The following is a 23,662-nucleotide window of genomic DNA, read 5'->3' on the forward strand; positions in this document are numbered from 1 at the left end:
GTTATGAGCAGTACCGAATCACGATTGGAGTCCAGGCGTTCAGGCGCCTGGGCCTCCAGCTTATTATTGGCAACGGGCAGGTTCATCCTGATCGGCGCCATCACGTTCCTCGGGCTGCTTGCGGTCACGTTCTTCATTGGAAGGGTGATCCCGATCGATCCGGCGCTTGCCATCGTCGGCGACCGGGCACCCGCCCACGTGGTCGAACGGGTCCGCGAGGAGCTTGGCCTCAATCTGCCGCTCTACGAACAGTTCGTGATCTATGTGAAAGACGCCCTGCAAGGCAATTTCGGCAATTCGGTGCTGACCACCAATCCCGTCATGACGGACATAAGGCGGGTCTTCCCGGCGACCATGGAGCTTGCGACGCTCGGAACGTTGATCGGCGCTCTCATCGGCGTGCCGCTGGGTGTGCTCGCGGCAGTCAAACGCGGCAGCATCATCGACCAGATCGTCCGTATTATCGGACTTATCGGTTATTCAGTGCCGATCTTCTGGCTGGGGCTGCTGGCACTGCTCGTCTTCTATGCAAAGCTCGGCTGGACCTCGGGTCCGGGGCGTATCGACGTCGTCTATGAATATACCTTTACGCCGATCACCGGTTTCTATCTGCTCGATGCGGTACTGCAGGGCAACTGGGAAGCATTTCGTAACATCTTCAGCTTCATCATCCTGCCGGCATCGCTGCTTGGCTATTTCTCGCTTGCATATATCAGCCGCATGACACGCTCGTTCATGCTCAATGAACTTGAGCAGGAATACATCGTCGCTGCCCGTGCCAAGGGCCTTTCCGAAACACGCATCATCTGGGGGCATGCACTGCGCAACGCGGCGGTGCCGCTGGTGACGGTGATCGCGCTATCCTATGCGGGGTTGCTCGAAGGCTCGGTCCTCACCGAAACGGTATTCTCCTGGCCGGGGCTTGGCCTCTACATCACCAATTCGTTGCAGAATGCCGACATGAACGCCGTGCTTGGCGGAACCATCATCATTGGTACGGTATTCGTCGCCATCAATCTCCTGTCCGACATTCTGTATCGGGCACTCGACCCACGGACACGCGCGCGATGACTGAGGCGATTCCCACTACACGTCCCCTTTCGCGCCGCGAATGGCTGATGAGCGACCGGCCGCAATCACGCATGCAGGCCCGGCTTGGCCGCGCCTATCTGGTGTGGAGCCGTTTTGCCAGCAACCGCCTCGCCGTCGTCGGTCTCGGCATCATCATCGCGCTTCTGCTTGTCGCAATCTTTGCCGGCGTCCTTGCGCCGCATTCGCCCGTGTCCGGCGATCTGCGCAATGCGCGCCTATTGCCGCCGGGTGGCGAGTACCTGCTTGGAACGGATGACCAGGGGCGTGATATCCTCTCGCGGCTGATCTATGGCTCGCGCCTGACACTCTATGTCGTCATCCTGGTCGCCATCATCGCCGCTCCTCTCGGACTGCTTGTCGGGACGATCTCCGGTTATGCCGGCGGCTGGGTCGATTCCGTCCTCATGCGGATTACTGACATCTTCCTTGCCTTCCCCAAGCTTATCCTGGCGCTCGCCTTCGTTGCTGCGCTCGGACCAGGCATTGAAAATGCGGTCATTGCCATAGCGATCACGTCGTGGCCGCCCTATGCGCGCATTGCCCGCGCCGAAACGCTGACGGTGCGCAACTCGGATTATATCGCCGCGGTGCGGTTGATGGGTGCTTCGCCGACACGCATCGTGCTGCGCCACATCATGCCTCTCTGCCTGTCCTCGCTGATCGTGCGGGTGACGCTCGATATGGCCGGCATCATCCTGACGGCGGCAGGCCTGGGCTTCCTTGGCCTCGGCGCGCAACCGCCGCTGCCCGAATGGGGTGCAATGATCGCCTCGGGCCGCCGGTTCATCATGGACCAGTGGTGGGTAGCGGCCGCTCCCGGCTTTGCCATCCTGATCGTCAGCCTCGGCTTCAATCTCCTTGGCGACGGCCTGCGCGATGCGCTCGATCCGCGGGGCAGCAATCAATGAGCTCGATGCTTGATGTAGAGGACCTGCGGGTTCAGTTCCCGACCCGAACCGGCATCGTCGAAGCGGTGCGCGGCGTGTCGTTCACGCTTGGCCGCGAGCGGTTGGGCATCGTCGGCGAGTCCGGCTCCGGCAAGTCGCAGACCGGCCGTGCGATCATGGGGCTGACGCCGCCGCATGCCAGGATCACCGCCAAGACGCTGAACTTCGATGGCATCGACCTGCTCGGCGCTTCAGTCAAGGAAAGGCGGGCTTTGCGCGGCAATCGCATTGCCATGATCCTGCAGGACCCGAAATACTCGCTCAACCCGGTGATGAGCATCGGCAGGCAGATCGTCGAAACCCTGCGGACACACGAAAAAGTCAGCAAGGCCGAGGCGCGCAGACGGGCGCTCGAGATGCTCACCGCCGTGCAGATCCGCGATCCAGAGCGGGTCTATGACCTGCATCCGCATGAAGTGTCTGGCGGCATGGGCCAGCGTGCCATGATCGCCATGATGCTGATCACCGGACCCGAGCTGCTGATCGCGGACGAGCCGACCTCGGCGCTCGATGTCACGGTACAGCTCGATGTCCTTCGCATTCTCGACAATCTGGTGCGGGACCGGGGTATGGGGCTGATCTTCATCTCGCACGATCTGCGGCTGGTATCGTCCTTCTGCGATCGGGTCATCGTCATGTATGCAGGCCGCATTGTCGAAGAGATCGCCGCCAGGGATCTCCACATGGCGAAACATCCCTACACGCAAGGATTGCTCAATTGCATGCCGCAGATCGGCGCCGACCGGCATCCGCTGCCGGTCCTTGACCGCAAGCCGGAGTGGGCCGCATGACGCATATTCTGACGACTGAGAACCTTGAAGTTGTCTTCAACCGGTTTCGTGCCCTGCGCGGCGTGAGCATCGAGGTGGCGCCTGGCGAATCCTTCGGTCTTGTCGGCGAGTCAGGGTCCGGCAAATCAACGCTCTTGCGCGCGGTCGCCGGGCTCGCGCCGGTGAGCGGCGGCACGATCACCGTCAATGGCAAGACGCTCGGTTCGAGACGGACCAAGGCATTCTACCGGGAGGTGCAGATGGTGTTCCAGGACCCTTACGGTTCCCTGCATCCGCGCCAGACGGTGGACCGGCTGCTCTTGGAGCCGCTCGCCGTACACGGCTTCGGCGATATCGAGAAGCGTATCCTGCGCGCGCTCGATGAAGTGGGGCTCGGGTCAAGTTTCCGGTTCCGCTACTCGCATCAGCTCTCCGGCGGCCAGCGCCAGCGTGTGGCGATCGCCCGGGCGCTGATCCTCGAGCCATCAATCCTGCTCCTCGACGAGCCTACCTCGGCTCTCGACGCCTCAGTCCAGGCGGAGGTGCTCAATCTGCTCGAACAGATCCGCCGTGACCGCAAATTGACGTTCCTCATGGTCAGTCACGATCTGGCGGTCATCACGCATATGTGCGACCGGTTGATGGTGATGCAAAACGGAGCAGAGGTGGAGCGTCTGACGGCTGCCGAGCTGACGAAGCGCAAGGTCAGCCAGGATTATACGCGCAACCTGCTTGTCGCCAGCCAGGGGTTTGTGCGGCCCGGCGCCTCGCTGTAGGGGCAGTCTTCACCTGATTTTTACCATTCCGGAAGCGAGTTGACGGAAATCGTACCTCCGAAGTCTGATCGTGAAAATCTGAATGAATTTGCTAAGCCCGCATTTACGCCATGGATTCAATGGTCTCACTCAACGACTGGAGTGGGACATGAAGCTTTTCCGAGATTTCCTGAAAGACCGCAGCGGCGCAACCGCCGTCACATTTGGATTGATGCTCGTGCCGATCCTGGGCGTGACAGGACTCGCCGTCGATTACGGCGTTGCCACCAATGAGCGGGGGAGGTTGCAGGATGCGGCGGACGCGGCCGCTCTGGCCGGTGCTTCTGTCTTTACCGGCGCCAACCAGCAGGCGGCAGAGAACCGCGCCCGCGCGTATCTCAAGGCAAATCTCGGAGCCAAATATGATGCCGTCACGGTCGACTTCAGCGCCGCGAACCAGCGAGTGACCGTTAGCCTCGGCAGCCAAACCAAGACGATGTTCATGCATATCCTCGATCAGGACACGATGGCGGTTGGAGTCAATGCTCAGGCGCTGGCGCCGCTGAAGCCGTCCAGCGCGGAAATCAATATCGGAGACATGTACGGATACTGGGCAAAGAAGATCTCGATCATCGTCGTCAGACCGGGGCAAACGACCGAACAGGTCGTTGGAACCGTCACCTACGAAGCCCAGAGCAAAACAGGCGGTAATGGCCGTGGAACCGGCCTGACTACAAAAGATCCTGCAACCAGCAATATCGTGCTCGGCGAGTACTCGAAGCTTTACATCAAGATGGAAGTGAAAAAAGACGGGTGCAATTACGGAAGATACAATTCAACGCCAAGTTCGAACACGGTATTCACATGCAAAGATTCAAAGGACAGTAAATACAAGAAATACGATTCAACCCTGCGCACCGACGACCCGGCCACGGTAAATCACCTGTTCGTCGATGGTGTCCAGCTGAAACTGGGGTCGGCGCCGCCGTTGGAAGATCTGCTGAACTGCGATGAAGAGTGGCATGATCACGCTTGGGAAGATGGTGGCGGTTTTGCGCAGCAAGATTTTTTCTATCAGATCAAATCTGCCTGCAAATCGGTGGATGGCGAGAATGTCCGCCTGACACATTGATCGCTTGGCGGCGCAATTGACTTTGACCCTGCGCCGCTCCATCATGACTTCATTCCGAGGGGGGCACTGTACAGTGCTGAGATAGCGTCGAGCTGGACCCTTGAACCTGATCCGGGTTATGCCGGCGTAGGAACGGGAATTGAGCATTCTTCACGCACTCTGCCTCGTCTTCGCACATATCCGGATCTCCAACCATGATATGATGGAGTCCAGACTGTGCGACCAAAAGTAGATTTCCGGCTGAATGCCATTGTCGATGTCGATGCGATAGGCAGTGACAAGGATCTGGGCGAGCTCGCCCTCGCCGCCGCCCGCGGCGGGGCTACCATCATCCAGTATCGTGACAAGAACTCCGCGACGCGGGTTATGGTCGAGCGTGCGCGGCGCATCAGCGCTGCATTGAAGGGGACCGGTGTCCCGCTTGTCGTCAATGACCGTATTGATGTGGCGTTGGTTGCCGGCGCTGAGGGCGTGCATATTGGTCGCGAGGACATGCGGGTCGAGGATGCCCGACAGTTGCTAGGCCCTGATGCTATCATCGGCCTGACGGTCAAGAATGAAGCCGATGCGCGTAATGCCACGACAAGCGATATCGACTATGCCTGCATTGGCGGCCTGTTCGAGACGCCTGCCAAGCACAATCCCGATGGGCCGATTGGTTTCGATGGCTTCAGCCGCCTTGCGCCGATCATTCGGGCTGCGAAACCCGATCTGCCAATTGGGGCAATAGCAGGGATCGATGTTGCGCGAACACCGCCGGCAATTGCAGCCGGGGCCGACGGCGTGGCGGTGATTTCGGCGATCTTCCGCCACTCCGATCCGCAAGGAGCGGCTGCTGCCCTGCGCGCCGTGGTCGATGAATCGCTGAAGGAACGGGCATGACCGCAATCGCCCAGACCGCCATTGCTATGACCATTGCCGGTTCCGACAGCGGCGGCGGCGCGGGCATCCAGGCGGATCTGAAGACATTCTCGGCCCTGGGCGTCTATGGAACGAGTGTGCTGACGGCGATCACCGCGCAGAATACGCGCGGTGTGACCGCCATCGAGAACCTGACGCCCGGCATTATCCGTGCGCAGATCGATGCGGTCTTGTCCGACATTGATGTGAAGGCGATCAAGGTAGGCATGGTCTCGACGTTTGAGACGATCGATACCATTGCCGCCGCATTGCGGGATTGGCGCCGGCGCGTTGTGCTTGACCCTGTCATGGTGGCGACGTCCGGCGACCGCCTGCTGCAGCCGGAGGCGATCGACGCGTTGCGGCAAAGGCTTTTGCCGCGTGCCGTCATATTGACGCCAAACCTGCCCGAGGCCGCATTGCTGACCGGTCGGACGATAGCGGAAGATGAAGAACAGATGGCCCGGCAGGCCGAGGAGTTGCTGGAGCTCGGACCTTCCGCGGTCCTGATCAAGGGCGGTCATGCGGCGGGCGAAATGAGCACGGACATTCTGTTCGACGGGGAGAGTATATACCGGTTCGTCAGCCCGCGCATCGAAACGAGCCATGACCATGGCACCGGTTGCACCCTGGCAGCAGCAATTGCCGCCGGGCTGGCGAAGGGCCAGAGTTTGGGCGATGCGGTTGCGAACGCGAAGGGTTATCTTACGGCGGCGATGGCCGCGGCCGGCAATCTCAAAGTGGGGCTTGGACGCGGGCCCGTGCACCATTTCCACCAGTGGTGGCCGGTGTAACCGTCATGATGTCCTGCCGCTCGAATGGCAGTGGAACCACGGAGGGAAGCACGACGCGCTCGTCGGCAAAGGCGAGCTGGGTTGGTGCTGCGAGCGCTGTCGCTGCTGCAGCGGGTCCGGCAGCCGCCACCGAGGGCGCAGCAGCGAAAGCAACAGGAGCCGGATCGACAGGTGCGGTGTCCGGCTCGAGGACACTCAGAAGCCCTTTGCGCTTGGCCTGGTAATAATAACCGCGCGAGTAAAGCCGGACAGCCTGATCCGGATTGTTGTCTGCAACCTTGTAGGCGCCCGCCAGATATTTGACGCCATATTTGAGGTTGGTTTCGGCGTCGAGCAAATCCTTGGCACTGCCATCATGGCCGAGGCCACGCGCCGTTGCCGGCAATAGCTGCATCAGGCCCCAATACGGCCCGTTGCGTGCCTGGGGATTGAAGCTGCTTTCGCGTTTGACGACGCGGCGCACCAGGGATTCAGGAACCGCGTAAGCGACGGAGTATTTAGAAATGAGGCCATCGACGGATTTCGCCGTCGGCCTGGCTTGCGTGGCGGCGGCGGCACGCGGTGAAGACTCAGGAACCGGAGCTGAAGCCGCATTGGGCAATTTGGGCTCGGTTGTCGTGCAGGCGCCGAGGGAGAGAGCAAGGCTCACACAGGCGAAAGCGCGCAGCAATCGAATTTCAAACAGCATTTGTCACCGGTGCGAAGAGGCGGATGGCGGGTGGTTGGTTCCTCATAGCTTGTTCGGGGGCGGCAGCGGCAATCACTTTCCAATACAGATTGTTACAATCGAGATGCAGCCGCTGTGGGCAGTCGAAACGGGTCGGGTTGACTCCAGCATATATATCAATGTATCAGTTATATATTGGTAAGGCCAGTTTACCAGTCTAGCGCGGAAAGGGAGACCCGTGCGGGGAGGATCAATGTTCGCAGCCATTCAACCGCGCCGGCTTTACCGGCAGGTGGCAGACCAGATTCGCACGCTGATCGAGGGCGGCAAATTTGCCGCCGGCGAACGGCTGCCGGGTGAGCGTGAACTTGCCGAGGAGCTGGGAGTCTCCCGTCCGACCATTCGCGAAGCGCTGATCGCGCTGGAAGTGGAAGGGCTTGTGCATATCCGCATGGGTTCCGGCATCTATGTCACGGGCCAGCAGCGTGAAAAGCCGGCTCTGGCGCCTGCCGAAGATCTGGAGGGACCGTTCGAATTGCTGCGCGCCCGATCGCTCATCGAATGCGCGATTGCCGAGGAGGCTGCGAAAGTTGTGACATCCGAGCATATCGAGGCGATGGACGCGGTGCTGACCAAGATGGCGCAAACGTTCAACAGCCCACGGACATCCATTGCGCTGGACCGGACATTTCACACGACGATCGCGGGTATCATTGAAAATGCAGCGCTCAACCGGTTTGTCGGCGAGCTCTTCGATCAGCGTATGACGCCCTATTTCGAAAAGCTGGCGAGCTATTTCGAAAGCCCGAGCTCATGGCGAGAGGCGTTCGAGGAGCATCGGGCGATACGTGATGCCATCGCCTCTGGCGACCCGGCGCGCGCCAAAGAAGCGATGCGATTTCATCTGCAGCAATCGCAATCAAGATTTTCCAGGAGTTTCGATGAAGACCTGGAGAATGAGAAAGGCCGTCCTGCGGGAGGCCGCCGAAACGGAAACAGCAAGATCTGAGTTCAAATCTGGGAGGAGAAAGACATGAAGATCAAACTAACGACAATTCTGGGTGCGGTTGCCGCGCTCGCGCTATCTGCCGCAGCGGCACAGGCGCAGACCGCACTGAAATGGGCGCATGTTTACGAAACATCCGAGCCATTTCATACAGAGTCTGTCTGGGCGGCCGAAGAGATCAACAAGCGGACGAATGGCCGCTACAAGATCGATGTTTTCCCTGCCTCGCAGCTGGGCAAGGAGGCTGATATCAACCAGGGCCTGAAGCTCGGTACTGTCGACATCATCATCTCCGGATCGAGCTTTGCGGCACGCGATTACAAGCCAATCGGCGTAACTTATTTCCCCTATATCTTCAGCGGCCCGGATCATCTGATCGCTTATACAAAGAGCGACGTGTTCAAGCGGCTTGCCGCCGGCTATGAGGAAAAGACCGGCAACCATATTGCCGCTGTCAGCTATTACGGTACGCGCCAGACCACATCGAACAAGCCGATCGCCAAATGTTCGGACATGCAGGGCCTGAAGATCCGCGTACCGGATGTTCCGGCCTATCTCGCCATGCCGCGCGCTTGCGGTGCCAATACGACGCCGATCGCCTTTGCCGAAGTCTATCTCGCCCTGCAGAACGGTACCGTCGAGGCGCAGGAAAACCCGCTCACCACCATCGAAGCCAAAAAATTCTTCGAGGTGCAGAAGAACATCATCCTGACCGGCCATATCGTCGACCACCTCAATACGGTGGTTTCGAAGCAGCTCTGGTCCAGCCTTGCGGACGAAGACAAGAAAATCTTCGGCGAGGTGATGCAGGAGGCGGCCGAGCGGACAACGAAGACGATCTCCGAAAAGGAAAAGGCCCTCGTAACCAGCTTCAAGGAAAAGGGCATCAACGTGACTGAAGTCGACAAGGCCGATTTCGAAAAGAACGTCATGGAAAAGGTGAAGTTCGAGGATTTCGGCTACGAGAAGTCCGATTGGGAAGCCATTCGCGCCATCAAGGAATGATTGACCGATGGCCGGGCAATCGATCTGCCCGGCCATCCCGCCTGATGCGCTAACGGATGGAGGCCTTTATGGCAGAAGAAGTTCACACACAGATTACCGCTGAGGAAATCGCCCACTCCTTCGAGGAGGCGGCGCCTGTCGCCAATGTTGCGGATTATGCCATAGAGGACTGGCTGACGCTCATCGTCTTCTGGTTGATGACAGCTTGCGTCTTCCTGCAGTTCTTCACGCGCTATGTCATGAACGACAGCTACGCCTGGACCGAAGAAATTGCGATCAACTGCTTGATTGGCGTCGTGTTCCTCGGGTCGGTGATGTGCGTGCGTGTCTCCCGCCATATCCAGGTGGACGTGCTCTACCACTACCTGCCGGGGTCTGTTGCGCGCGTCCTGTCGATCTTTGTCGACGTCGTGCGTATCGGTTTCTTCATCTACGCCGTCTGGTTGATGTGGCGTTATGTCGAGATCGTCGCCGAGGAGCGGATGGTGACGGTCGATCTGCCGCGCAACATTGTTTTCTATGGCGTTTTGGCCGCCTTCGTCCTGATGCTTTTCCGCTCCATTCAGGTATTCATCAGCAATATTCGCCGCGGCTATTCCGTTCTGGAACGTCCCGAAGAATTTCAGAAGATCGAGGATTGATCGATGCTATTGCTTGTCGGAACATTTCTGCTGCTCATGCTTGTCGGCGTGCCGGTCGCCATTTCCATGGCAGTCGCTTCGGTTCTCTATCTGGTGTTCTTCGGGGTGGCCCCTGACATCATCGTTGCGCAGCGCATGATCGCCGGCGTCGAGAGCTTTCCGCTGCTCGCCGTGCCGTTCTTCATTCTCGCCGGCAACCTGATGAACTCGGCTGGTGTCACCGGCCGCATCTATTCTTTCGCCGTTGCCCTTGTCGGCTGGATGAAGGGCGGGCTGGCGCAGGTCAACATCATCGGTTCGGTCATCTTCTCAGGCATGTCGGGTACAGCGCTAGCCGACGCGGCGGGTATCGGCACGATCGAGATCAAGGCGATGAAGGATCACGGCTACCCCGTCGAAGCCGCTGTCGGCGTGACCGCAGCATCGGCGACGCTCGGCCCGATCTTCCCGCCGTCACTGCCGTTTGTCATCTATGGCATGATGGCCAATGTCTCCATCGGTGCTCTGTTCATGGCCGGCATTGTGCCGGGCGTCGTCATGACGGTGCTCATGATGGTCACGGTCGCCATCTTCGCCTTCATCCGGCGATGGGGTTCCGACGCGCCGTTTGAGTTGAAGCAGCTTCTGGAAGCTTCGCTTGAAATCGTCGTCGTTCTGGCGGTTCCGGTCGTTATTTATCTCCTAATGCTGACCGGCCTTTCAATCAATGCCTCCGTCGGCATCGCCCTTGTGTTGCTGATTGCGCTGGACTGGTATTTCGACTTCTCGGCCGTTATGGCTTTGATGACGCCTGTCATCCTGATCGGCGGCATGACCATGGGCTGGTTCACGCCGACGGAAGCGGCTGTCGCCGCGGTCCTGTGGTCGCTGTTCCTCGGCCTTGTCCGTTATCGCACGATGACATTGTCGAGCCTTGCCAAGGCCAGTTTCGACACGATCGAAACGACCGCATCGGTCCTGTTCATCGTGACGGCTGCCTCCGTCTTCGCGTGGCTGCTGACAGTCAGCCAGGCGGCGCAACTCCTGTCCTCCGCCATCCTATCGATCACCGAGAACAAATGGGTCTTCCTGATCCTCGTCAACCTTCTGATGCTGTTCGTTGGCTGCTTTCTCGATACGATTGCCGCCATCACGATACTTGTACCGATCCTGTTGCCGCTCGTCCTGAAATTCGGCATCGATCCGGTGCATTTCGGCCTGATCATGACGCTTAACCTGATGATTGGCCTTCTGCATCCGCCGCTCGGCATGGTACTCTTCGTCCTGTCACGTGTGGCCAAGCTTTCGGTCGAGCGCACCACCATGGCCATCCTGCCATGGCTCGTTCCGCTCTTCATCGCTCTGATCGCCATCACCTTTATTCCGGCGATCACCCTTTGGCTTCCAACACAACTGGGTCTGATCAAATGAGTACCAAAGGCATTGCTGCAACTCTCTTCGGCGCGGAGGATCTGCGCGTTGTCGATGTCGAACTTGGCGAACTCGAACCGAATATGGTGCGGGTCAGGTTCGGCGCAGGTGGCATCTGCGGTTCGGACATCCACTATTTCCGCCACGCCAGAACCGGCGATTTCGTCGTCACTTCGCCGCTGATACTCGGCCACGAGGTGGCTGGCGAGATTGTCGAAGTCGGCAGTAACGTGACAGGATTGGCAGTCGGCGAGCGTGTTGCGGTCAATCCATCCCGCTGGTGCGAACGGTGCGTCTATTGCCATGAAGGACGTGCCAACCTCTGCGAGAACATTTACTTCATGGGCTCGGCGTCGAAGACCCCGCATATGCAGGGCGGCTTCGCCAGCCTATTTGACGCAACTGCAGCGCAGTGCGTCAGGGTGCCGGCGGACTTGCCGTTCCAGGCGGCGGCGCTGGCCGAGCCATTGGCCGTCTGCCTGCACGCCGTACGCCGGGCCGGCCACGTCAAGGGCTTCTCGACCATTGTCTTCGGCGCGGGTCCGATCGGCCTTCTCACCATGCTCGCGCTTAAACATGCCGATGCAGGTTCCGTCACCATGGTCGACGTCGCCGCGGCACCGCTAAAATTTGCCGAAGAGCTCGGAGCCGACCAGATCGTCGATCTGTCACAAGGTGAAGATCAGCTAGCGCAACTGGCGACGGTATCGCCTTTCGACATCGCCTTTGAAATCTCCGGAACCGCGGCGGGTCTTGCCTCGGCCATTCGCACAGTCCGGCGAGGCGGTACCGTCGTGCAGGTCGGCAATCTTGCAGGCGGGACGATCCCCGTGCCTGCGAACGCTGTGATGGCGAAGGAACTCGACCTGATCGGTACCTTCCGCTTCGGCGAAGAATTCTTCGAGGCGGTCGAATTGATCGTTGAGGGGAAGATCGATGTGCTGCGGCTGGTGACGAGCGAATACAAACTCGCAGATGCGCCAGAGGCCTTCCGGACGGCATTGGACAGGTCGCGCAGCGTTAAGGTTGTGCTTACGATGTAGGGACTTGCCCTACATCCTTTTAGCAACGCGACAGGCAGCGACAATTTGTTGTAGAAACACTCGCTTGGCGTGGCCGTTCAAATCGGCTAACAAGCGGGGGTAAAGCTGAATTTTTAACCATCCTGCGCTAGATATTTTATTCTTTCGCAAGTCCAGAGATCCGGAAAATAAACGTGCCGCGAGTTTATATGTCGTTGTATTCACTTCCGAAAATCGTGGCACTAATGACACTGATCCTTGGCGTCGCAAGCGGCTGTACGACAGCCGCAACGCTTGCCCCGGTGGGTGGGGCTTCCGCTCCCGTTTCGGAAAAATCCGCATCGATCGTAGTCGACGGCAGCACAGGCGTGGTGCTCTATCAGTCGAGCGCCGATCTGCCGCGCATTCCGGCATCGCTCACCAAGATGATGACGTTGTATCTGACGTTCGAGGCACTGGAGTCCGGCCGCATTACCAAATCGACACCCATTCCGGTGTCGGCCCACGCCGCATCGCAGGCACCAAGCAAGCTTGGGGTCAGGCCAGGCCAGACCATCGATGTGGATACGGCGATCAAGGCAATCGTGGTGAAGTCGGCCAATGACGTGGCAGCGGCACTCGCCGAGTATCTTGGTGGAACGGAAGAACAATTCGCGGCACAAATGACGGCAAAGGCGCGCCGGCTCGGCATGAGGGGCACGACGTTCCACAATGCTTCCGGCCTGCCCGACCCGCAGCAGATCACCACGGCGCGCGACATGGCCATGCTTGGTCTCGCCCTGCGCAGGCATTATCCGCAGCATTACTATTATTTTGGCACCCAGGATTTCGCCTTCAATGGCAGGTTGATCCGCGGCCACAACCGTGTGTTGAGCCAGGTAAATGGCGCTGACGGCATCAAGACCGGCTACGTCCGGGCTTCCGGTTTCAACATTGTGACCTCCGTGAGTGACAATGGCCGCCAGCTTGTGGCGGTTGTCATGGGTGGCAATACCGCGAAAACCCGCGACGCCCAGGTCGTCAGTTTGGTGAACACCTATCTGCCGCAAGTTGCCTCGCGCTAAGAGCCCGTTCTAAAAGTCTACTGCGTCGGTCATCTGACGCGGTTTTCTGCGCTTCCGGTGCTCACGTGCTTAAGTACGCTGCGCTCCGGTTCTCGAAGACCACGCCATATGCCTCGCCGCAGCGACTTTCCAAACGGGCTCTAGAGGTCTGGCCCAGGGCAATCCCGGGTCTTGAATTTCACCCTCCAGACGTTGCATGGTTAGAACAACAGCGACTCGTTTTTGACCGGTGCGTGCCGGCAAATGGGAGGAGGGTCGGCCAATGTGGTCCCATGTTCTGAGCCTGCGCAGCAAAGCCGCTGCGTGGCTGACAGCCGGAATAGGTACCTTCGCGGCACTTGCCGCGGCGGAGATGCTCGGCGCCTTCGAGGCGATGCCGAAGCAGCAGGAGCTGCAGTTCACACCCAATGAGACGGTAGAAGCCGGGCAATGGCGCATCAGGCCGCTCGGAGTTCGCGTCGCGAGTGACAAGGTCTTCGAGGTGACGCCCAAGGACGGCCAGAAGGCGATCATTCTCGAGACCGAGCTGACGAACCTGACAGCGAGATCCTCGAAGGATTATTACGGTGTCTTCCATTTTCCATCGACGATCGATGCGCAGGCGGAAAAGCCAATGATCTACCTGCAGCGCGATATGGCATTGCTACCGGATCTGCATCCGGGCATGACCGAGAAGTTGGCCTATGTCTGGCTGGTGCCGGCAAGCCTTGTTCCGGTCGATGCAGTTGAGTTGCTTGTGACGGCGAAGACCTACAAGGCGCGGGACAATCTCACGGGCAGTCCCGGTTGGTACAACGACCATACTGCCGGGGTCATTCGGCTCCCGATAACCACGCAGGCGGCACAGCAATGAAACGCAGGCTCGGCAATATTCTGGTGCTATGCGCGGCGATCGTCGTACTCTATGGCATGCAGCAATCCAAACCGCACTACATGGATCTGACGGGACCGATACCGGTTCCCGGCAAGATGCATGACAAGGTTCGTACCCGGCAGTTTGACGTCATCGTCGACAATGTGGTGTTCGCGCGTGAACTGACATTTGAGAGGTTTGGCACAACCAAGGTGATGACGACGTCAGGCGTTTGGGTGGTCGTTACGGTCGCGTTGGGAGCCACCAGCGCCTCCAACTCCGTGGCCCGGGCGACCTGGGTCGGGCCGACAGGACTGCAATATGACAGTTCTGATCGTACCGGCTACTTGCCCGGTCTCCCGCCGCATTCCCTCGAACCCGGACTGCCCAAGATGGCGCGTTTCGTCTTTGAAACCCTCCCGGATCAGGTGAGTGGCGCGACGCTGGTGCTCTCGAACCAGCTGTTTCCCCGCCTGGATTCGCAGGCGCACATTGCGATCGACGATTTCAAGAAGTTCAATGACGGACAGCCTCTCGTTCTCGACAGCTTCGACATGAACAAGCCGATAACCGTTACAGAGAAAGCTGGCTGATGACGCTGTCCATGGACAACACACGAACGCAGGGAGAGCGGATATGGCGCCGCCGCAGTCTGTGGGCCCTGTTTGTGCTCGTACCGCTGGCGCTGTTCGAGATTTCCTATGGCAGCCTGAAGGAACTCATCCGTGGCAACGACCTTTTTGCACGCGATATTGAGGCAGGCCAGCCCGCTCGGTTCGGCGGCAGCGCCTGGCAACTCGTCTCGCTGAAAACGCCTGAGGGAATCAAGAAAAACCGGCTTCCGGCGGGTTCGGTCCCGCTGATCGCACGCTTTCTGGTCGAAGTGGGCAATCCAGATCTGCAGAACCTCTGGCTCGGATGTTCGATCAAGCTGGTCGACTCTCGGGGTCGCTTGTGGAGCCAGACATCCGTTCCCGGGATGCCCTATCCGGCCGATGGCATCATGTCGTGTAGCTCGGCCATATTTTCGGGGGCCGAGAGCGGCGCGCGTATGGTGATAGAGGCGAACTTCCTCGTTCCGCAGGATGTCGCCGCGGATCTGCGCGTTACACTCGGCGTCGGCAGTGAGAGGCCGTATTATTTGAGGTTTGCACGATCGGGATAACTCAGGCCGTAGTTGCCTGCGCGGCGCCTTCTGGTGCCGATACCTTCTTCGTCATCGAGAACGCCGTCTCGAGCACTGCTGCGAGGAAGCAGATGCGCAGGGGCTCGACGAGGATGCCGGTTGAGGAGTCCTGGAACGGGCTACCAAACAGCAATGACACGCCATGTGAGAGAACCTGCCAATAGTCGAGCGCGTGCGGGCCGATCAACCGTGTCGTGCCGAGCCAGGCCCAGGCAGCAGCCCAGTCGATCAGGCGGTAGCCCACAATCAACGTGATGATCAGCAGCAACCCGGAATTGAGCGTGAGCCTGACCCCATTGGCGATCGGCAGATAACGGGAGCGATAGCCGCTGATGAAGTGCTCGACGAAATCGCGCAGGAACTTCGGTATCGCCTTGTACCGTTCGCCGAAACGTTCGACGCGATGGTGGATACGCATCAGTTCCTGGTCATCGCGAACATCATAGCCGTAGACGAGTGCAACCATGACGAGCCAGATCACCGGCAGGAGTGCATAGAAGAACAGGCTGACGATGGTCGATGACATGCTGACTGAGCTTTGTTCGACAGGGAATATCGCCGCCGCGTAGGCAGATGAGACAGGCTGCGCCAGGCTGCTCCAGAGCCCTTCGAAAAGATTGCCGATGTTTCGTGTGGTCAGCCAAACCAGGAACGTGTCCTTCCAGCGGCTGATCACATAAAGACCGATGAAGATCCAGTTGGTCTCGCAGACGACAACGATGATCTGCCAGATCGAGTTGGTGGACCGCTTCTGCATGATCTGCGCGAACTTGCGTACGATCCAGGCAACCGCCACCGAAAGGATAAGCCACTTCGAATCGAGCACGTCGAGCACATTGCCGGATTCGCCGAAGGGGGCGTAGTCGAGGGCAAGGCGTGAATATTGCCGGATCGTGTCACCAAGGAAACCCCAGGCGGCGTAGTAGGCGAAGAAGGGCAGGAGCGCTACGGCGACGATTGTCGCGAGACGCGAAACACCGCGTTCTGGCTTGCCCTTGTCAGCTTGGTTTTGGGCGGCGGCCTGCGCGGCACTGATCGCTGGCAAGCCCGGCCGCACGATCAGGATCATCGATACGGTTGTCACCAGCTGCGTGAGGGCGACCAGCGTGAGGACCCCAAGGCCTGCATAATGATTGAGGAAGGCGGCCTTGACCGACAGCCACATCAGGATATCCGAACAAAGCAGGCCGAGAAGCACCACCGCAACAAGCTGCGGCCAGAAGCGTAGCCAGAGCCTGAATGTCAGCTTGATGGGCAGTGCCACTTCGGCCAGCATGAAGAACCTCTTGCGAATCTCATGCTGACCTTAGCAATTTTATCGCGCCTGTCACTACTGAGGCTAGTCCCACTCGGGTGCGAGATTGCGTGGGCTGACGATGCGGCCGTCGGGCCTGGCAAGAGCGTGAAGGGCGCGCATTTCGCCTGGCGACAGCTCGAAATCGAAGATCTCGAAATTGCTTTTCGCCCGGTCTTCGCTGACGGTTTTCGACAGGGTCACAACACCTTCCTGTTGAGCGAGCCAGCGCAGAACCACCTGTGCTTCGCTTTTGCCGTGGGCAGCTGCGATCGCCTTGATGGTTGGATCGCCAACCACCTTCCCATCGGCCATTGCGTAATAGGCAGTGATGCTCATGCCGGACTTGCGGGCCGCGTCGAGCACGGCGGTCTGGTCCAGGTAGGGATGATATTCCACCTGGTTGGTGACAATCGGGGCTTTGCTAAGCGAAACCGATTCCGCCATCAGTGCGATGTTGAAATTGCTGACACCGATGTGACGGACCTTGCCCGCATCACGCACTTCATTGAGAGCGCCGATACGCTCGGCGAGGGATACGTCGCTTTGCGGCCAGTGGAGAAGCAGGAGATCGACATAATCCGTCTTCAGTTTCTTCAGGCTTTCATCGACTGACCTGATGAAGTCATCATGCCGGTATTTGTCGACCCAGACCTTGGTCGTGAGGAAGATATCAGCCCGGGGAACATCCGAACTGGCGATCGCTTCGCCGACCTCGGCCTCATTGCCATATATCTGCGCCGTATCGACGTGGCGGTAGCCGAGTTTCAAGACCGCGGGGACCATGCGGAGCACATCGGCGCCCGGCATGCGGAAAGTACCGAAACCGATTGCGGGGATTGTTGCACCATTGGCGCTTACATTGAACATTGCGTTTCCCTTGTTTTAGCAGGAAGCCAGGGCTTCGACGGAGGAGCGCCGGTCGAGCATCTGGCTCCAAAGTGTCAGGCCGAGAGCACTGACTACGAGAAGAGCACCGACCCACGGCGTTGCGCCAAGGCCGAGCGGCGAAGCGACTATGATGCCACCCAGGAAGGCGCCGCCGGCAATGCCGAGGTTGAAGGCGGCGATGTTGAGCGCCGAGGCGACATCTACGGTATCAGGCGTATGGATCTTGGCAAGCTGGACCACATAAAGCTGCAACCCCGGAACGTTGGAGAAGGAGAGCGCGCCAAGGGCGGCAAGGGTTACGAGCGACCATACTGGCGATACGGCCGTGAAGGTGAAGATCGCAAGGACGATAGCCTGCAGCAGGAACATGATGCTGAGAGCGCCAACGGGATTGCCGTCGGCCACGCGACCGCCAACCATATTGCCAATCGCGATGGACAGACCATAGAGGACGAGGATCAAGCTGACCGTGGAGCCGGCGAAGCCGGTGATTTCCTGCAATACGGGCGCGAGGAATGTGAACATGACGAAGGTGCCGCCATAACCAAAGGCTGTCATGGCAAAAGCGAGCAGCAGGCGTCCGCTGGCAAGCACACGCACCTGATCGATAAGCCGGGCAGGAGCAGCCTTGGCAATCTGCGACGGCAGGAGGATCGCAATCCCGGCGAAAGCAATGACGCCGAGCCCGGACACGGCCCAGAACGTGGCGCGCCAGCCGAGCTGCTGACCGATGAAGGTACCAAGCGGCACGCCGGTGACGATGGCGACAGTCAGGCCGAGGAACATCATGGCAATGGCAGAGGCTCGGCGGTTTGGCGCGACGAGGTCTGCAGCGATGGTGGCGCCGACGGAGAAGAATACGCCATGCGCGAAGGCGCTGAGTACGCGGGCGACGAGCAACAGTTCATAGTTTGGCGCGAGCGCAGCGGCGGTGTTGCCAACGATGAAAAGGCCCATCAAACCGAGCAGAAGTGGCTTACGCTCGATGCGGCCGGTGAGGGCGGTGAGGATCGGTGCGCCGAAGGTAACGCCGAGGGCATAGACGCTGACGATGAGGCCGGCGAGGGGCAAGGAGATATTGAGATCACTGGCAACGGTAGGCAGAAGGCCAACAATGACGAACTCTGTCGTCCCGATGGCATAGGCGCTGATTGTCAACGCCAGAAGAGCGAGAGGCATTGTCTTGTCCTTTGAATTTTGAGGCTGTCTTGGGAACCAGCCTTGCGAGGTCGGAAAAGGGCGGAACAAGTCCGGTTGGGCTGAATATGAGCCATCGCGATTACCTTGATAATTGCCCCGGATTGCTCAATACTTATGAAACGAATTCACAAATGAAGGTGCGACATGGATAATCGGGCCGGCGAGATGGATGTTTTCGTGCAGGCGGTGGAGCTCAACAGCTTTTCTTCTGCGGGGCGCCGGCTTGGACTGTCGCCCTCCGCCGTCAGCAAGATGATCACCCGGATCGAGGACCGGCTTGGTACGCGACTTCTCGTCCGCTCCACGCGCACCCTGCGATTGACACCGGAAGGGGAGATCTATCACCAGCGGGCACTGCGTATCGTTGCGGAGATCGAGGAGGCAGAGCGGGCCGTTGCCTTTGGTGCGTCGGCTGCCCCTCGGGGTCTGCTGCGGGTCAACTCGTCCGTGCCGGTCGGTGTGCACTGCATCCTGCCGCTCGTGCCGAAATTCCTGCAATGTTATCCTGAGGTGGAACTCGACGTTTCGCTCAGTGATGGAGTGGTCGACCTCATCGAGGAGCGTGCCGATATCGCCATTCGCGTCGGACCGATGCGCGATTCCAGCCTGAAGGCCCGCAAGCTGTTTGAAAGCCGCATGGTGGTGGTTGCCTCGCCGGACTACCTTGCGAAGCACGGCATGCCCGAGCACCCGCATGATCTCGACAAGCACAATTGCCTGAATTTCAATTTCCGCAGAATAAGGGAAGAGTGGCCGTTCAAGGATCCCGAGTCGGGTGAAACCGAGATGCTGACGGTGTCTGGGAATTTTCTGGCCAATAATGGGGTGACCGTACAACAGATGTGCGTCGCGGGACTTGGTATTGCCCGGCTGGGCCTGTTTCATGTGCGCGCGGATATTATCGAGGGCCGTCTCGTTCCCGTTCTCGAAGCATATAATCCCGGCGACATGGAGATGACTCATGCAGTTTTTGTGGGGCATGAATACCTCGCGGCGCGGGTCCGCAGTTTTGTCGATTTCCTGTCCGACAATATCGGATCCTGTGCGGAATTGCCTGTGCCCTTGACGAACGGCGCTGCGGGGTCATGATCATTTAGAGCAAATTTTGTCTGTAAGAATTTGCTCCAGGTTGAAACACAGCGATGACAGACGCAGGCAAACTCGAGACCGTACGCCGCGCTTATGCCAAGCAAATCCTGGCGAGCGTAGGAGTTGAGGACGCACGCATCGAGCAAGCCTTCGCCGATGTGCCAAGAGAAGATTTCCTCGGGCGCGGACCGTGGCCAATCAGCCGGTTCGGCTTGGGCTACGTCTATAGTCCGAATGACGATCCGACCTATCTCTATACGGATGATCTGGTTGGAATAGCGCCGGAACGGCACATCAACAATGGCGAGCCATCCCTGCACGCTCACCTGTTGTGGTTCGCGCAGCTTGCCAAGGGCGAGCATGTCGTCCATGTCGGCACAGGAACCGGTTACTACACGGCGATCATGGCGCATCTTGTTGGGTCTTCGGGTCACGTAACGGGTATTGAGCTCGAACCGGATCTCGCGGCCCGCGCGAGGGATTATCTTTCTCCTTATTCCAACGTTGAGATTGTCGAGGGCGATGGAACAGTCGTCCCGTTCGAACCTGCTGATGTGATCTACGTCAATGCCGGTGCGACCCGGCCGGCGGATATCTGGCTGGACCGGCTCAAGGATGGCGGCCGCCTCGTCCTGCCGCTGACAACCGACGACGGTTTTACTATGCTCGGCCGCGGCAGCCGCCCGCGTGGCGCCGTGTTTCTCATAACCCGCGAAGGCAGCGAATTCTCGGCACGTAGCGTTTCAGGTGTCGCCATCTATCCTTGTGCCGGGGTGCGGGACGCGAAATCGGAGAGGGCGCTGGCAATCGCCTTTGCGGACGGCAGTCTCAGGCGTGTCTCACGTTTTTACAGGACCTCTGACATCCCCGATGACCGGTGTTGGCTCAAGGGGGATGGCTGGTGTCTCGCTTATGACTGAGGCAGAGAGGCGGGAACGTTCGCTTTTGCCGAGGCGGTCCGGTTCTTGAGATTGAGTAGGTTGCCCGAAAGGATCAGTGCGGCACCGACGGCCGTGAACATGTCGATGCGCTCGGCATAGATCAGCCAGCCGAGCACAGCCATCAGGGGCACGCGCAAGAAGTCCATAGGGATGACGACCGTGGCATCGGCATATTGCAAGGCTTTGGCCATGCAGAAATGCGAGAACGTGCCGGTGAAGGCGATGATAACGACCCACGGCAGCACATGCATGGAAGGCCATTGCCATACATGCAGAGCCGGCAGGAGGCCGATCCCGGACTGGATAATCAGCATCCAGAAGATGATCTTCACCACGCTGTCAGTGCGGGTCAGCGATTTGACCATGGTGAAGGAGATGCCGAAAGTGAACGCCGCGCCGAGGACGATCAACTGACCGATTTCGACAGTGCCGACCCCCGGCCGGACGATGATGACGACGCCGATTATGCCGAGCGCGATGGTGAGCACCCGCCAGATGTTCAGACGCTCTCCAAGAAACGCAACCGCCATCAGCGCGGTCCAGGCGGGCGTTGTGAATTCGATGGCAATCACCTGCGCCAGCGGGATCATCGACAGGGCCTGCAGCCATGCGAATTGCCCGGCATAATGTGCGCTGTTGCGTCCGAGGTGCTGCCATATCCGCTTGGTCTTCATGGCCCTGAAGCCGCCCGAGGAGCGGATCAAAGGATATAGCATGGCGAGGCCGATGACCGAGCGCATCTCCATGATCTGGAAGACGTTCAACTCCCTCGAAGCTTCACGGCCGGAAATCGCCATCAAAATGATGGCGGTGAGCGATCCCATCATCCAAAGCGCCGCTTTCAGATTGGATTGTTGCATTTCCATGGTTGGGCGGGTGTTATTTCGCGTAGATGGAGGCGAAATCGGCGAATCCCTTGACCTCGATCGGATTGCCGGCAGGATCGCGGAAAAACATCGTCCATTGCTCGCCCGGCTCGCCCTTGAAACGGACGACCGGCGGCATGACAAAATCGATCTCGGCCGATTTCAAACGCTCGGCAAGCGCATTCCAATCCTCAAGCGACAGAATGACGCCGAGATGCGGCATGGGAACCATGTGGTCGCCGACCTTGCCCGTGTTCGTCGTTTCGAACGGCTTGCCGAGGTGCAATGAAATCTGATGGCCGAAGAAATCGAAATCGACCCAGGTTTCGGTGCTACGGCCTTCCTCGCAACCCAGTATGCCACCGTAGAAACGTCGCGCTTCGTCAAGATCGGTTACGTGGTAGGCGAAGTGAAACAGCGAGCGCATGGAATATCCTGATGGGTGACGGGGGCGAGCCGGACCCTAGCAGCAAGGTTATAGCGAGACAATGAGCGGTTGAGGCCGCAAGCATATTTCGTATCTGCGGGTAGAAAAAACCACCAAACGCAATCTATGTGTTTGAGAAAAAACTGCAATTTGGCGGTCTGTTTTATCCCGCTTTGCTTTCTGGTTTGACGTTCTGGTTCAGCCGGAAGAGGTTTCCAGGGTCGTACTTGGCCTTGAGGGACGTCAGCCGTGCATAGTTGCCGCCATAGGCCTGGGCCACTCTGTCCGTTTCGTCCTCCGGCATGAAATTGACATAGACACCGCCGGTCGCGTGGGGCGCAGTGGCCGCAAAGAGTGCCCGCGCCCATTTGATGGAGGCTTGTTCGTCGGCATGGTCGCGCCACCTGGTATGAACGTTCATGACGAAGTTGGCATCGCGATGCGGATAGGCCGTTGCATCGGGGGCTACGCGGCTGCTGGCACCGCCGAGTTGGCCGATGAAGATCTCGCACTCCTCAGTCGGCAACGTGCCAACATAGTCGATCAGAGTGTCGATCAGGCCATCGCTAAGAGTCGTGAAATTGTGCGACTTCCAGTAATTGAACGCACCCGGCGTGAGCAGCGGATCGAATGCCGTCTGCCAAGCGGAGTATGGTTGCACGCCGATCACGTCAGCGATCGGTTCGCCAAGTGCACGAAGTGGGGCAAGCGCCTCATCCGCTTTTCCAGGCTCTCCGGCATAGCAGACGGCGAAAACCAGGATTTCCTTGCCGTGCACTTCCTCGGGCAGGAACGGTAAAGGAGGTGCCTTACGCAACACCGCCCACATGGTCAGATCGTCGGCAGCGGCCGCCGCCACGTCGCGATAGCCGACAAGGAGTTCGCGGGCGCGGGTAAACGGATGGACGATCAGCCCGGATACCAGATCGGGACCGACTGCATGCAGTTTGAATTCGAACGACGTGACCACTCCGAAATTTCCGCCACCACCGCGAATAGCCCAAAATAGGTCTGGACTCTCCGTTGCGCTTACCTGAACAAGCTCGCCGCCGGCGGTAACCACATCGGCCGAGGTCAGATTGTCCACCGTGAATCCGTATTTGCGGCTGAGCCACCCGAAACCTCCTCCAAGCGCTAGGCCGGCCACCCCGGTGGTCGAGTTGATGCCGAGCGGGGTGGCAAGGCCGAACGCTTGCGCCTCCCTGTCGAACTCACCGAGCGTTACGCCAGGTTCTACGCGCGCGGTGCGTGCTTTTGGATCGACGCGGACTGACCGCATTGGTGAAAGGTCGATCAGAAGTCCGCCCTCGCAGACAGCGTTGCCGGAAATGTTGTGACCCCCACTGCGCACCGATAGGAGCAACTTGTTGTCGCGGGCAAAGTGCACCGCTTGTATCACGTCGCTTGAGCCATGGCAGCGCACCACGGCGCCTGGCCGCCGATCGATCATGGCGTTCCAGATCGTCCTGGCCTCGTCGTACCCGGCTTCGTCCGGCAGGCACAAGTTCCCGCGACACCGTGCTTGTAGGGCCACCAGCAGGTCGTTTGAAAGGGCGATCGTTTCGCCTTGAAGCCCGCTGAATTGAACGTCGGTCATTTTATCCCCTCCCTTGCGGCCCGATGGATGCCGCAGTTGAAAAGCGTTGCAATCTCGGAAGGCACTACGGCGTTCTGCGTTGTCTTTCGCTCTTCTAAAGTTGTACCGAACCC

The 23,662-nt window shown here is 59.1% G+C and carries 25 protein-coding genes and 1 riboswitch; of the genes, 18 read left to right on the forward strand and 7 right to left on the reverse strand.

Annotation, left to right across the window (positions count from 1 at the left end):
• Positions 1 to 3: 3 nt before the first annotated feature.
• The 7 genes from CU102_RS17500 (at position 4) to thiD (ending at position 6,390) form a co-directional block, all read left to right on the forward strand.
• Complete coding sequence (locus CU102_RS17500; protein WP_106712392.1) at positions 4 to 1,071, forward strand: ABC transporter permease; 1,068 nt, start codon at positions 4 to 6, stop codon at positions 1,069 to 1,071.
• A complete protein-coding gene (nikC, locus tag CU102_RS17505; protein ID WP_106712393.1) occupies positions 1,068 to 2,000 on the forward strand; it encodes a nickel transporter permease in 933 nt (310 codons plus the stop codon). The genes CU102_RS17500 and nikC overlap by 4 nt, the downstream gene beginning before the upstream one ends.
• Positions 1,997 to 2,830 (forward strand): ABC transporter ATP-binding protein, encoded by an 834-nt coding sequence (locus CU102_RS17510; RefSeq protein ID WP_106712394.1) that lies wholly within the window; start codon positions 1,997 to 1,999, stop codon positions 2,828 to 2,830. The genes nikC and CU102_RS17510 overlap by 4 nt, the downstream gene beginning before the upstream one ends.
• Entirely contained in the window at positions 2,827 to 3,585 is a 759-nt protein-coding gene (locus tag CU102_RS17515; protein ID WP_106712395.1) for an ABC transporter ATP-binding protein, read from the forward strand. Before CU102_RS17510 ends, CU102_RS17515 begins: the two co-directional genes overlap by 4 nt.
• 148 nt (positions 3,586 to 3,733) lie before the next feature.
• Positions 3,734 to 4,696: a TadE/TadG family type IV pilus assembly protein gene (locus tag CU102_RS17520; RefSeq protein WP_166648484.1), complete on the forward strand. Its 963-nt coding sequence runs from the start codon at positions 3,734 to 3,736 to the stop codon at positions 4,694 to 4,696.
• A 47-nt stretch (positions 4,697 to 4,743) separates the two neighbouring features.
• Positions 4,744 to 4,846, forward strand: a riboswitch (TPP riboswitch).
• Between the two features lie 66 nt (positions 4,847 to 4,912).
• Positions 4,913 to 5,578, forward strand: a complete 666-nt coding sequence (thiE, locus tag CU102_RS17525; RefSeq protein ID WP_106712397.1) for a thiamine phosphate synthase — start codon at positions 4,913 to 4,915, stop codon at positions 5,576 to 5,578.
• Positions 5,575 to 6,390, forward strand: a complete 816-nt coding sequence (gene thiD / locus CU102_RS17530; RefSeq protein ID WP_106712398.1) for a bifunctional hydroxymethylpyrimidine kinase/phosphomethylpyrimidine kinase — start codon at positions 5,575 to 5,577, stop codon at positions 6,388 to 6,390. The genes thiE and thiD overlap by 4 nt, the downstream gene beginning before the upstream one ends.
• Here the strand turns inward: thiD and CU102_RS30435 are convergent.
• Positions 6,332 to 7,078: a lytic transglycosylase domain-containing protein gene (locus CU102_RS30435; protein ID WP_106712399.1), complete on the reverse strand. Its 747-nt coding sequence runs from the start codon at positions 7,076 to 7,078 to the stop codon at positions 6,332 to 6,334. The genes thiD and CU102_RS30435 overlap by 59 nt on opposite strands.
• Positions 7,079 to 7,310: 232 nt before the next feature.
• On the opposite strand from CU102_RS30435, the gene CU102_RS17540 reads away from it, so the two are divergent.
• The 9 genes from CU102_RS17540 to CU102_RS17580 all read left to right on the forward strand — a co-directional run bounded on the left by CU102_RS17540 (position 7,311) and on the right by CU102_RS17580 (position 15,223).
• Positions 7,311 to 8,066 carry a FadR/GntR family transcriptional regulator gene (locus tag CU102_RS17540; RefSeq protein WP_106712400.1) on the forward strand — a complete coding sequence of 252 codons (756 nt, stop codon included), beginning with the start codon at positions 7,311 to 7,313 and terminating at the stop codon, positions 8,064 to 8,066.
• A gap of 24 nt (positions 8,067 to 8,090) precedes the next feature.
• Complete coding sequence (locus CU102_RS17545) at positions 8,091 to 9,068, forward strand: sialic acid TRAP transporter substrate-binding protein SiaP (RefSeq protein WP_106712401.1); 978 nt, start codon at positions 8,091 to 8,093, stop codon at positions 9,066 to 9,068.
• 68 nt (positions 9,069 to 9,136) lie between these two features.
• Positions 9,137 to 9,709 carry a TRAP transporter small permease gene (locus CU102_RS17550; protein WP_106712454.1) on the forward strand — a complete coding sequence of 191 codons (573 nt, stop codon included), beginning with the start codon at positions 9,137 to 9,139 and terminating at the stop codon, positions 9,707 to 9,709.
• 3 nt (positions 9,710 to 9,712) lie between these two features.
• Entirely contained in the window at positions 9,713 to 11,119 is a 1,407-nt protein-coding gene (locus tag CU102_RS17555; RefSeq protein ID WP_106712402.1) for a TRAP transporter large permease, read from the forward strand.
• Complete coding sequence (locus CU102_RS17560) at positions 11,116 to 12,162, forward strand: L-idonate 5-dehydrogenase (RefSeq protein ID WP_106712403.1); 1,047 nt, start codon at positions 11,116 to 11,118, stop codon at positions 12,160 to 12,162. The genes CU102_RS17555 and CU102_RS17560 overlap by 4 nt, the downstream gene beginning before the upstream one ends.
• A gap of 224 nt (positions 12,163 to 12,386) precedes the next feature.
• Positions 12,387 to 13,205: a D-alanyl-D-alanine carboxypeptidase family protein gene (locus CU102_RS17565; protein WP_245425384.1), complete on the forward strand. Its 819-nt coding sequence runs from the start codon at positions 12,387 to 12,389 to the stop codon at positions 13,203 to 13,205.
• 262 nt (positions 13,206 to 13,467) lie between these two features.
• On the forward strand, positions 13,468 to 14,058 hold the full coding sequence (locus CU102_RS17570) for a hypothetical protein (protein ID WP_106712405.1): 591 nt from the start codon (positions 13,468 to 13,470) through the stop codon (positions 14,056 to 14,058).
• Positions 14,055 to 14,651, forward strand: coding sequence for a hypothetical protein (locus tag CU102_RS17575; RefSeq protein ID WP_106712406.1), 597 nt, complete (start codon positions 14,055 to 14,057; stop codon positions 14,649 to 14,651). Before CU102_RS17570 ends, CU102_RS17575 begins: the two co-directional genes overlap by 4 nt.
• 11 nt (positions 14,652 to 14,662) lie before the next feature.
• Entirely contained in the window at positions 14,663 to 15,223 is a 561-nt protein-coding gene (locus CU102_RS17580; protein WP_245425386.1) for a hypothetical protein, read from the forward strand.
• Position 15,224: 1 nt separating this feature from the next.
• On the opposite strand, the gene CU102_RS17585 is transcribed toward CU102_RS17580, so the two are convergent.
• From CU102_RS17585 to CU102_RS17595, 3 genes are all read right to left on the reverse strand, one after another.
• Positions 15,225 to 16,520: a hypothetical protein gene (locus tag CU102_RS17585; protein WP_106712408.1), complete on the reverse strand. Its 1,296-nt coding sequence runs from the start codon at positions 16,518 to 16,520 to the stop codon at positions 15,225 to 15,227.
• Between the two features lie 63 nt (positions 16,521 to 16,583).
• The gene (locus CU102_RS17590) at positions 16,584 to 17,408 is read right to left on the reverse strand and encodes an aldo/keto reductase (protein WP_106712409.1); all 825 of its coding nucleotides are present in this window, start codon (positions 17,406 to 17,408) and stop codon (positions 16,584 to 16,586) included.
• A 15-nt stretch (positions 17,409 to 17,423) separates the two neighbouring features.
• Positions 17,424 to 18,608, reverse strand: a complete 1,185-nt coding sequence (locus CU102_RS17595) for an MFS transporter (protein ID WP_106712410.1) — start codon at positions 18,606 to 18,608, stop codon at positions 17,424 to 17,426.
• A 165-nt stretch (positions 18,609 to 18,773) separates the two neighbouring features.
• On the opposite strand from CU102_RS17595, the gene CU102_RS17600 reads away from it, so the two are divergent.
• Entirely contained in the window at positions 18,774 to 19,718 is a 945-nt protein-coding gene (locus tag CU102_RS17600) for a LysR family transcriptional regulator (protein ID WP_106712411.1), read from the forward strand.
• Between the two features lie 53 nt (positions 19,719 to 19,771).
• Entirely contained in the window at positions 19,772 to 20,638 is an 867-nt protein-coding gene (locus CU102_RS17605; RefSeq protein WP_106712412.1) for a protein-L-isoaspartate O-methyltransferase family protein, read from the forward strand.
• Here CU102_RS17605 and CU102_RS17610 read toward each other — a convergent pair.
• From CU102_RS17610 to CU102_RS17620, 3 genes are all read right to left on the reverse strand, one after another.
• The gene (locus tag CU102_RS17610; RefSeq protein WP_106712413.1) at positions 20,629 to 21,525 is read right to left on the reverse strand and encodes a DMT family transporter; all 897 of its coding nucleotides are present in this window, start codon (positions 21,523 to 21,525) and stop codon (positions 20,629 to 20,631) included. The genes CU102_RS17605 and CU102_RS17610 overlap by 10 nt on opposite strands.
• Before the next feature lie 13 nt (positions 21,526 to 21,538).
• On the reverse strand, positions 21,539 to 21,952 hold the full coding sequence (locus tag CU102_RS17615; protein WP_106712414.1) for a VOC family protein: 414 nt from the start codon (positions 21,950 to 21,952) through the stop codon (positions 21,539 to 21,541).
• A 163-nt stretch (positions 21,953 to 22,115) separates the two neighbouring features.
• Positions 22,116 to 23,549, reverse strand: coding sequence for an FAD-binding oxidoreductase (locus CU102_RS17620; protein ID WP_106712415.1), 1,434 nt, complete (start codon positions 23,547 to 23,549; stop codon positions 22,116 to 22,118).
• Positions 23,550 to 23,662: the final 113 nt, after the last annotated feature.

Origin of the sequence: Phyllobacterium brassicacearum (assembly GCF_003010955.1) — a bacterium.
Taxonomy (GTDB): Bacteria; Pseudomonadota; Alphaproteobacteria; order Rhizobiales; family Rhizobiaceae; genus Phyllobacterium; species Phyllobacterium brassicacearum.

Coding starts and splice junctions, on each gene's coding strand:
- CU102_RS17595 (WP_106712410.1), bottom strand. CDS start 18,608: ATGCCTCTCGCTCTTCTGGCGTTGACAATCAGCGCCTATGCCATCGGG.
- CU102_RS17540 (WP_106712400.1), top strand. CDS start 7,311: ATGTTCGCAGCCATTCAACCGCGCCGGCTTTACCGGCAGGTGGCAGAC.
- CU102_RS17515 (WP_106712395.1), top strand. CDS start 2,827: ATGACGCATATTCTGACGACTGAGAACCTTGAAGTTGTCTTCAACCGG.
- CU102_RS17590 (WP_106712409.1), bottom strand. CDS start 17,408: ATGTTCAATGTAAGCGCCAATGGTGCAACAATCCCCGCAATCGGTTTC.
- CU102_RS17520 (WP_166648484.1), top strand. CDS start 3,734: ATGAAGCTTTTCCGAGATTTCCTGAAAGACCGCAGCGGCGCAACCGCC.
- nikC (WP_106712393.1), top strand. CDS start 1,068: ATGACTGAGGCGATTCCCACTACACGTCCCCTTTCGCGCCGCGAATGG.
- CU102_RS17550 (WP_106712454.1), top strand. CDS start 9,137: ATGGCAGAAGAAGTTCACACACAGATTACCGCTGAGGAAATCGCCCAC.
- CU102_RS17575 (WP_106712406.1), top strand. CDS start 14,055: ATGAAACGCAGGCTCGGCAATATTCTGGTGCTATGCGCGGCGATCGTC.
- thiD (WP_106712398.1), top strand. CDS start 5,575: ATGACCGCAATCGCCCAGACCGCCATTGCTATGACCATTGCCGGTTCC.
- CU102_RS30435 (WP_106712399.1), bottom strand. CDS start 7,078: ATGCTGTTTGAAATTCGATTGCTGCGCGCTTTCGCCTGTGTGAGCCTT.
- CU102_RS17570 (WP_106712405.1), top strand. CDS start 13,468: ATGTGGTCCCATGTTCTGAGCCTGCGCAGCAAAGCCGCTGCGTGGCTG.
- CU102_RS17555 (WP_106712402.1), top strand. CDS start 9,713: ATGCTATTGCTTGTCGGAACATTTCTGCTGCTCATGCTTGTCGGCGTG.
- CU102_RS17605 (WP_106712412.1), top strand. CDS start 19,772: ATGACAGACGCAGGCAAACTCGAGACCGTACGCCGCGCTTATGCCAAG.
- CU102_RS17620 (WP_106712415.1), bottom strand. CDS start 23,549: ATGACCGACGTTCAATTCAGCGGGCTTCAAGGCGAAACGATCGCCCTT.
- CU102_RS17565 (WP_245425384.1), top strand. CDS start 12,387: ATGACACTGATCCTTGGCGTCGCAAGCGGCTGTACGACAGCCGCAACG.
- CU102_RS17615 (WP_106712414.1), bottom strand. CDS start 21,952: ATGCGCTCGCTGTTTCACTTCGCCTACCACGTAACCGATCTTGACGAA.
- CU102_RS17560 (WP_106712403.1), top strand. CDS start 11,116: ATGAGTACCAAAGGCATTGCTGCAACTCTCTTCGGCGCGGAGGATCTG.
- CU102_RS17610 (WP_106712413.1), bottom strand. CDS start 21,525: ATGGAAATGCAACAATCCAATCTGAAAGCGGCGCTTTGGATGATGGGA.
- CU102_RS17585 (WP_106712408.1), bottom strand. CDS start 16,520: ATGCTGGCCGAAGTGGCACTGCCCATCAAGCTGACATTCAGGCTCTGG.
- CU102_RS17600 (WP_106712411.1), top strand. CDS start 18,774: ATGGATAATCGGGCCGGCGAGATGGATGTTTTCGTGCAGGCGGTGGAG.
- CU102_RS17545 (WP_106712401.1), top strand. CDS start 8,091: ATGAAGATCAAACTAACGACAATTCTGGGTGCGGTTGCCGCGCTCGCG.
- CU102_RS17500 (WP_106712392.1), top strand. CDS start 4: ATGAGCAGTACCGAATCACGATTGGAGTCCAGGCGTTCAGGCGCCTGG.
- CU102_RS17580 (WP_245425386.1), top strand. CDS start 14,663: ATGGACAACACACGAACGCAGGGAGAGCGGATATGGCGCCGCCGCAGT.
- CU102_RS17510 (WP_106712394.1), top strand. CDS start 1,997: ATGAGCTCGATGCTTGATGTAGAGGACCTGCGGGTTCAGTTCCCGACC.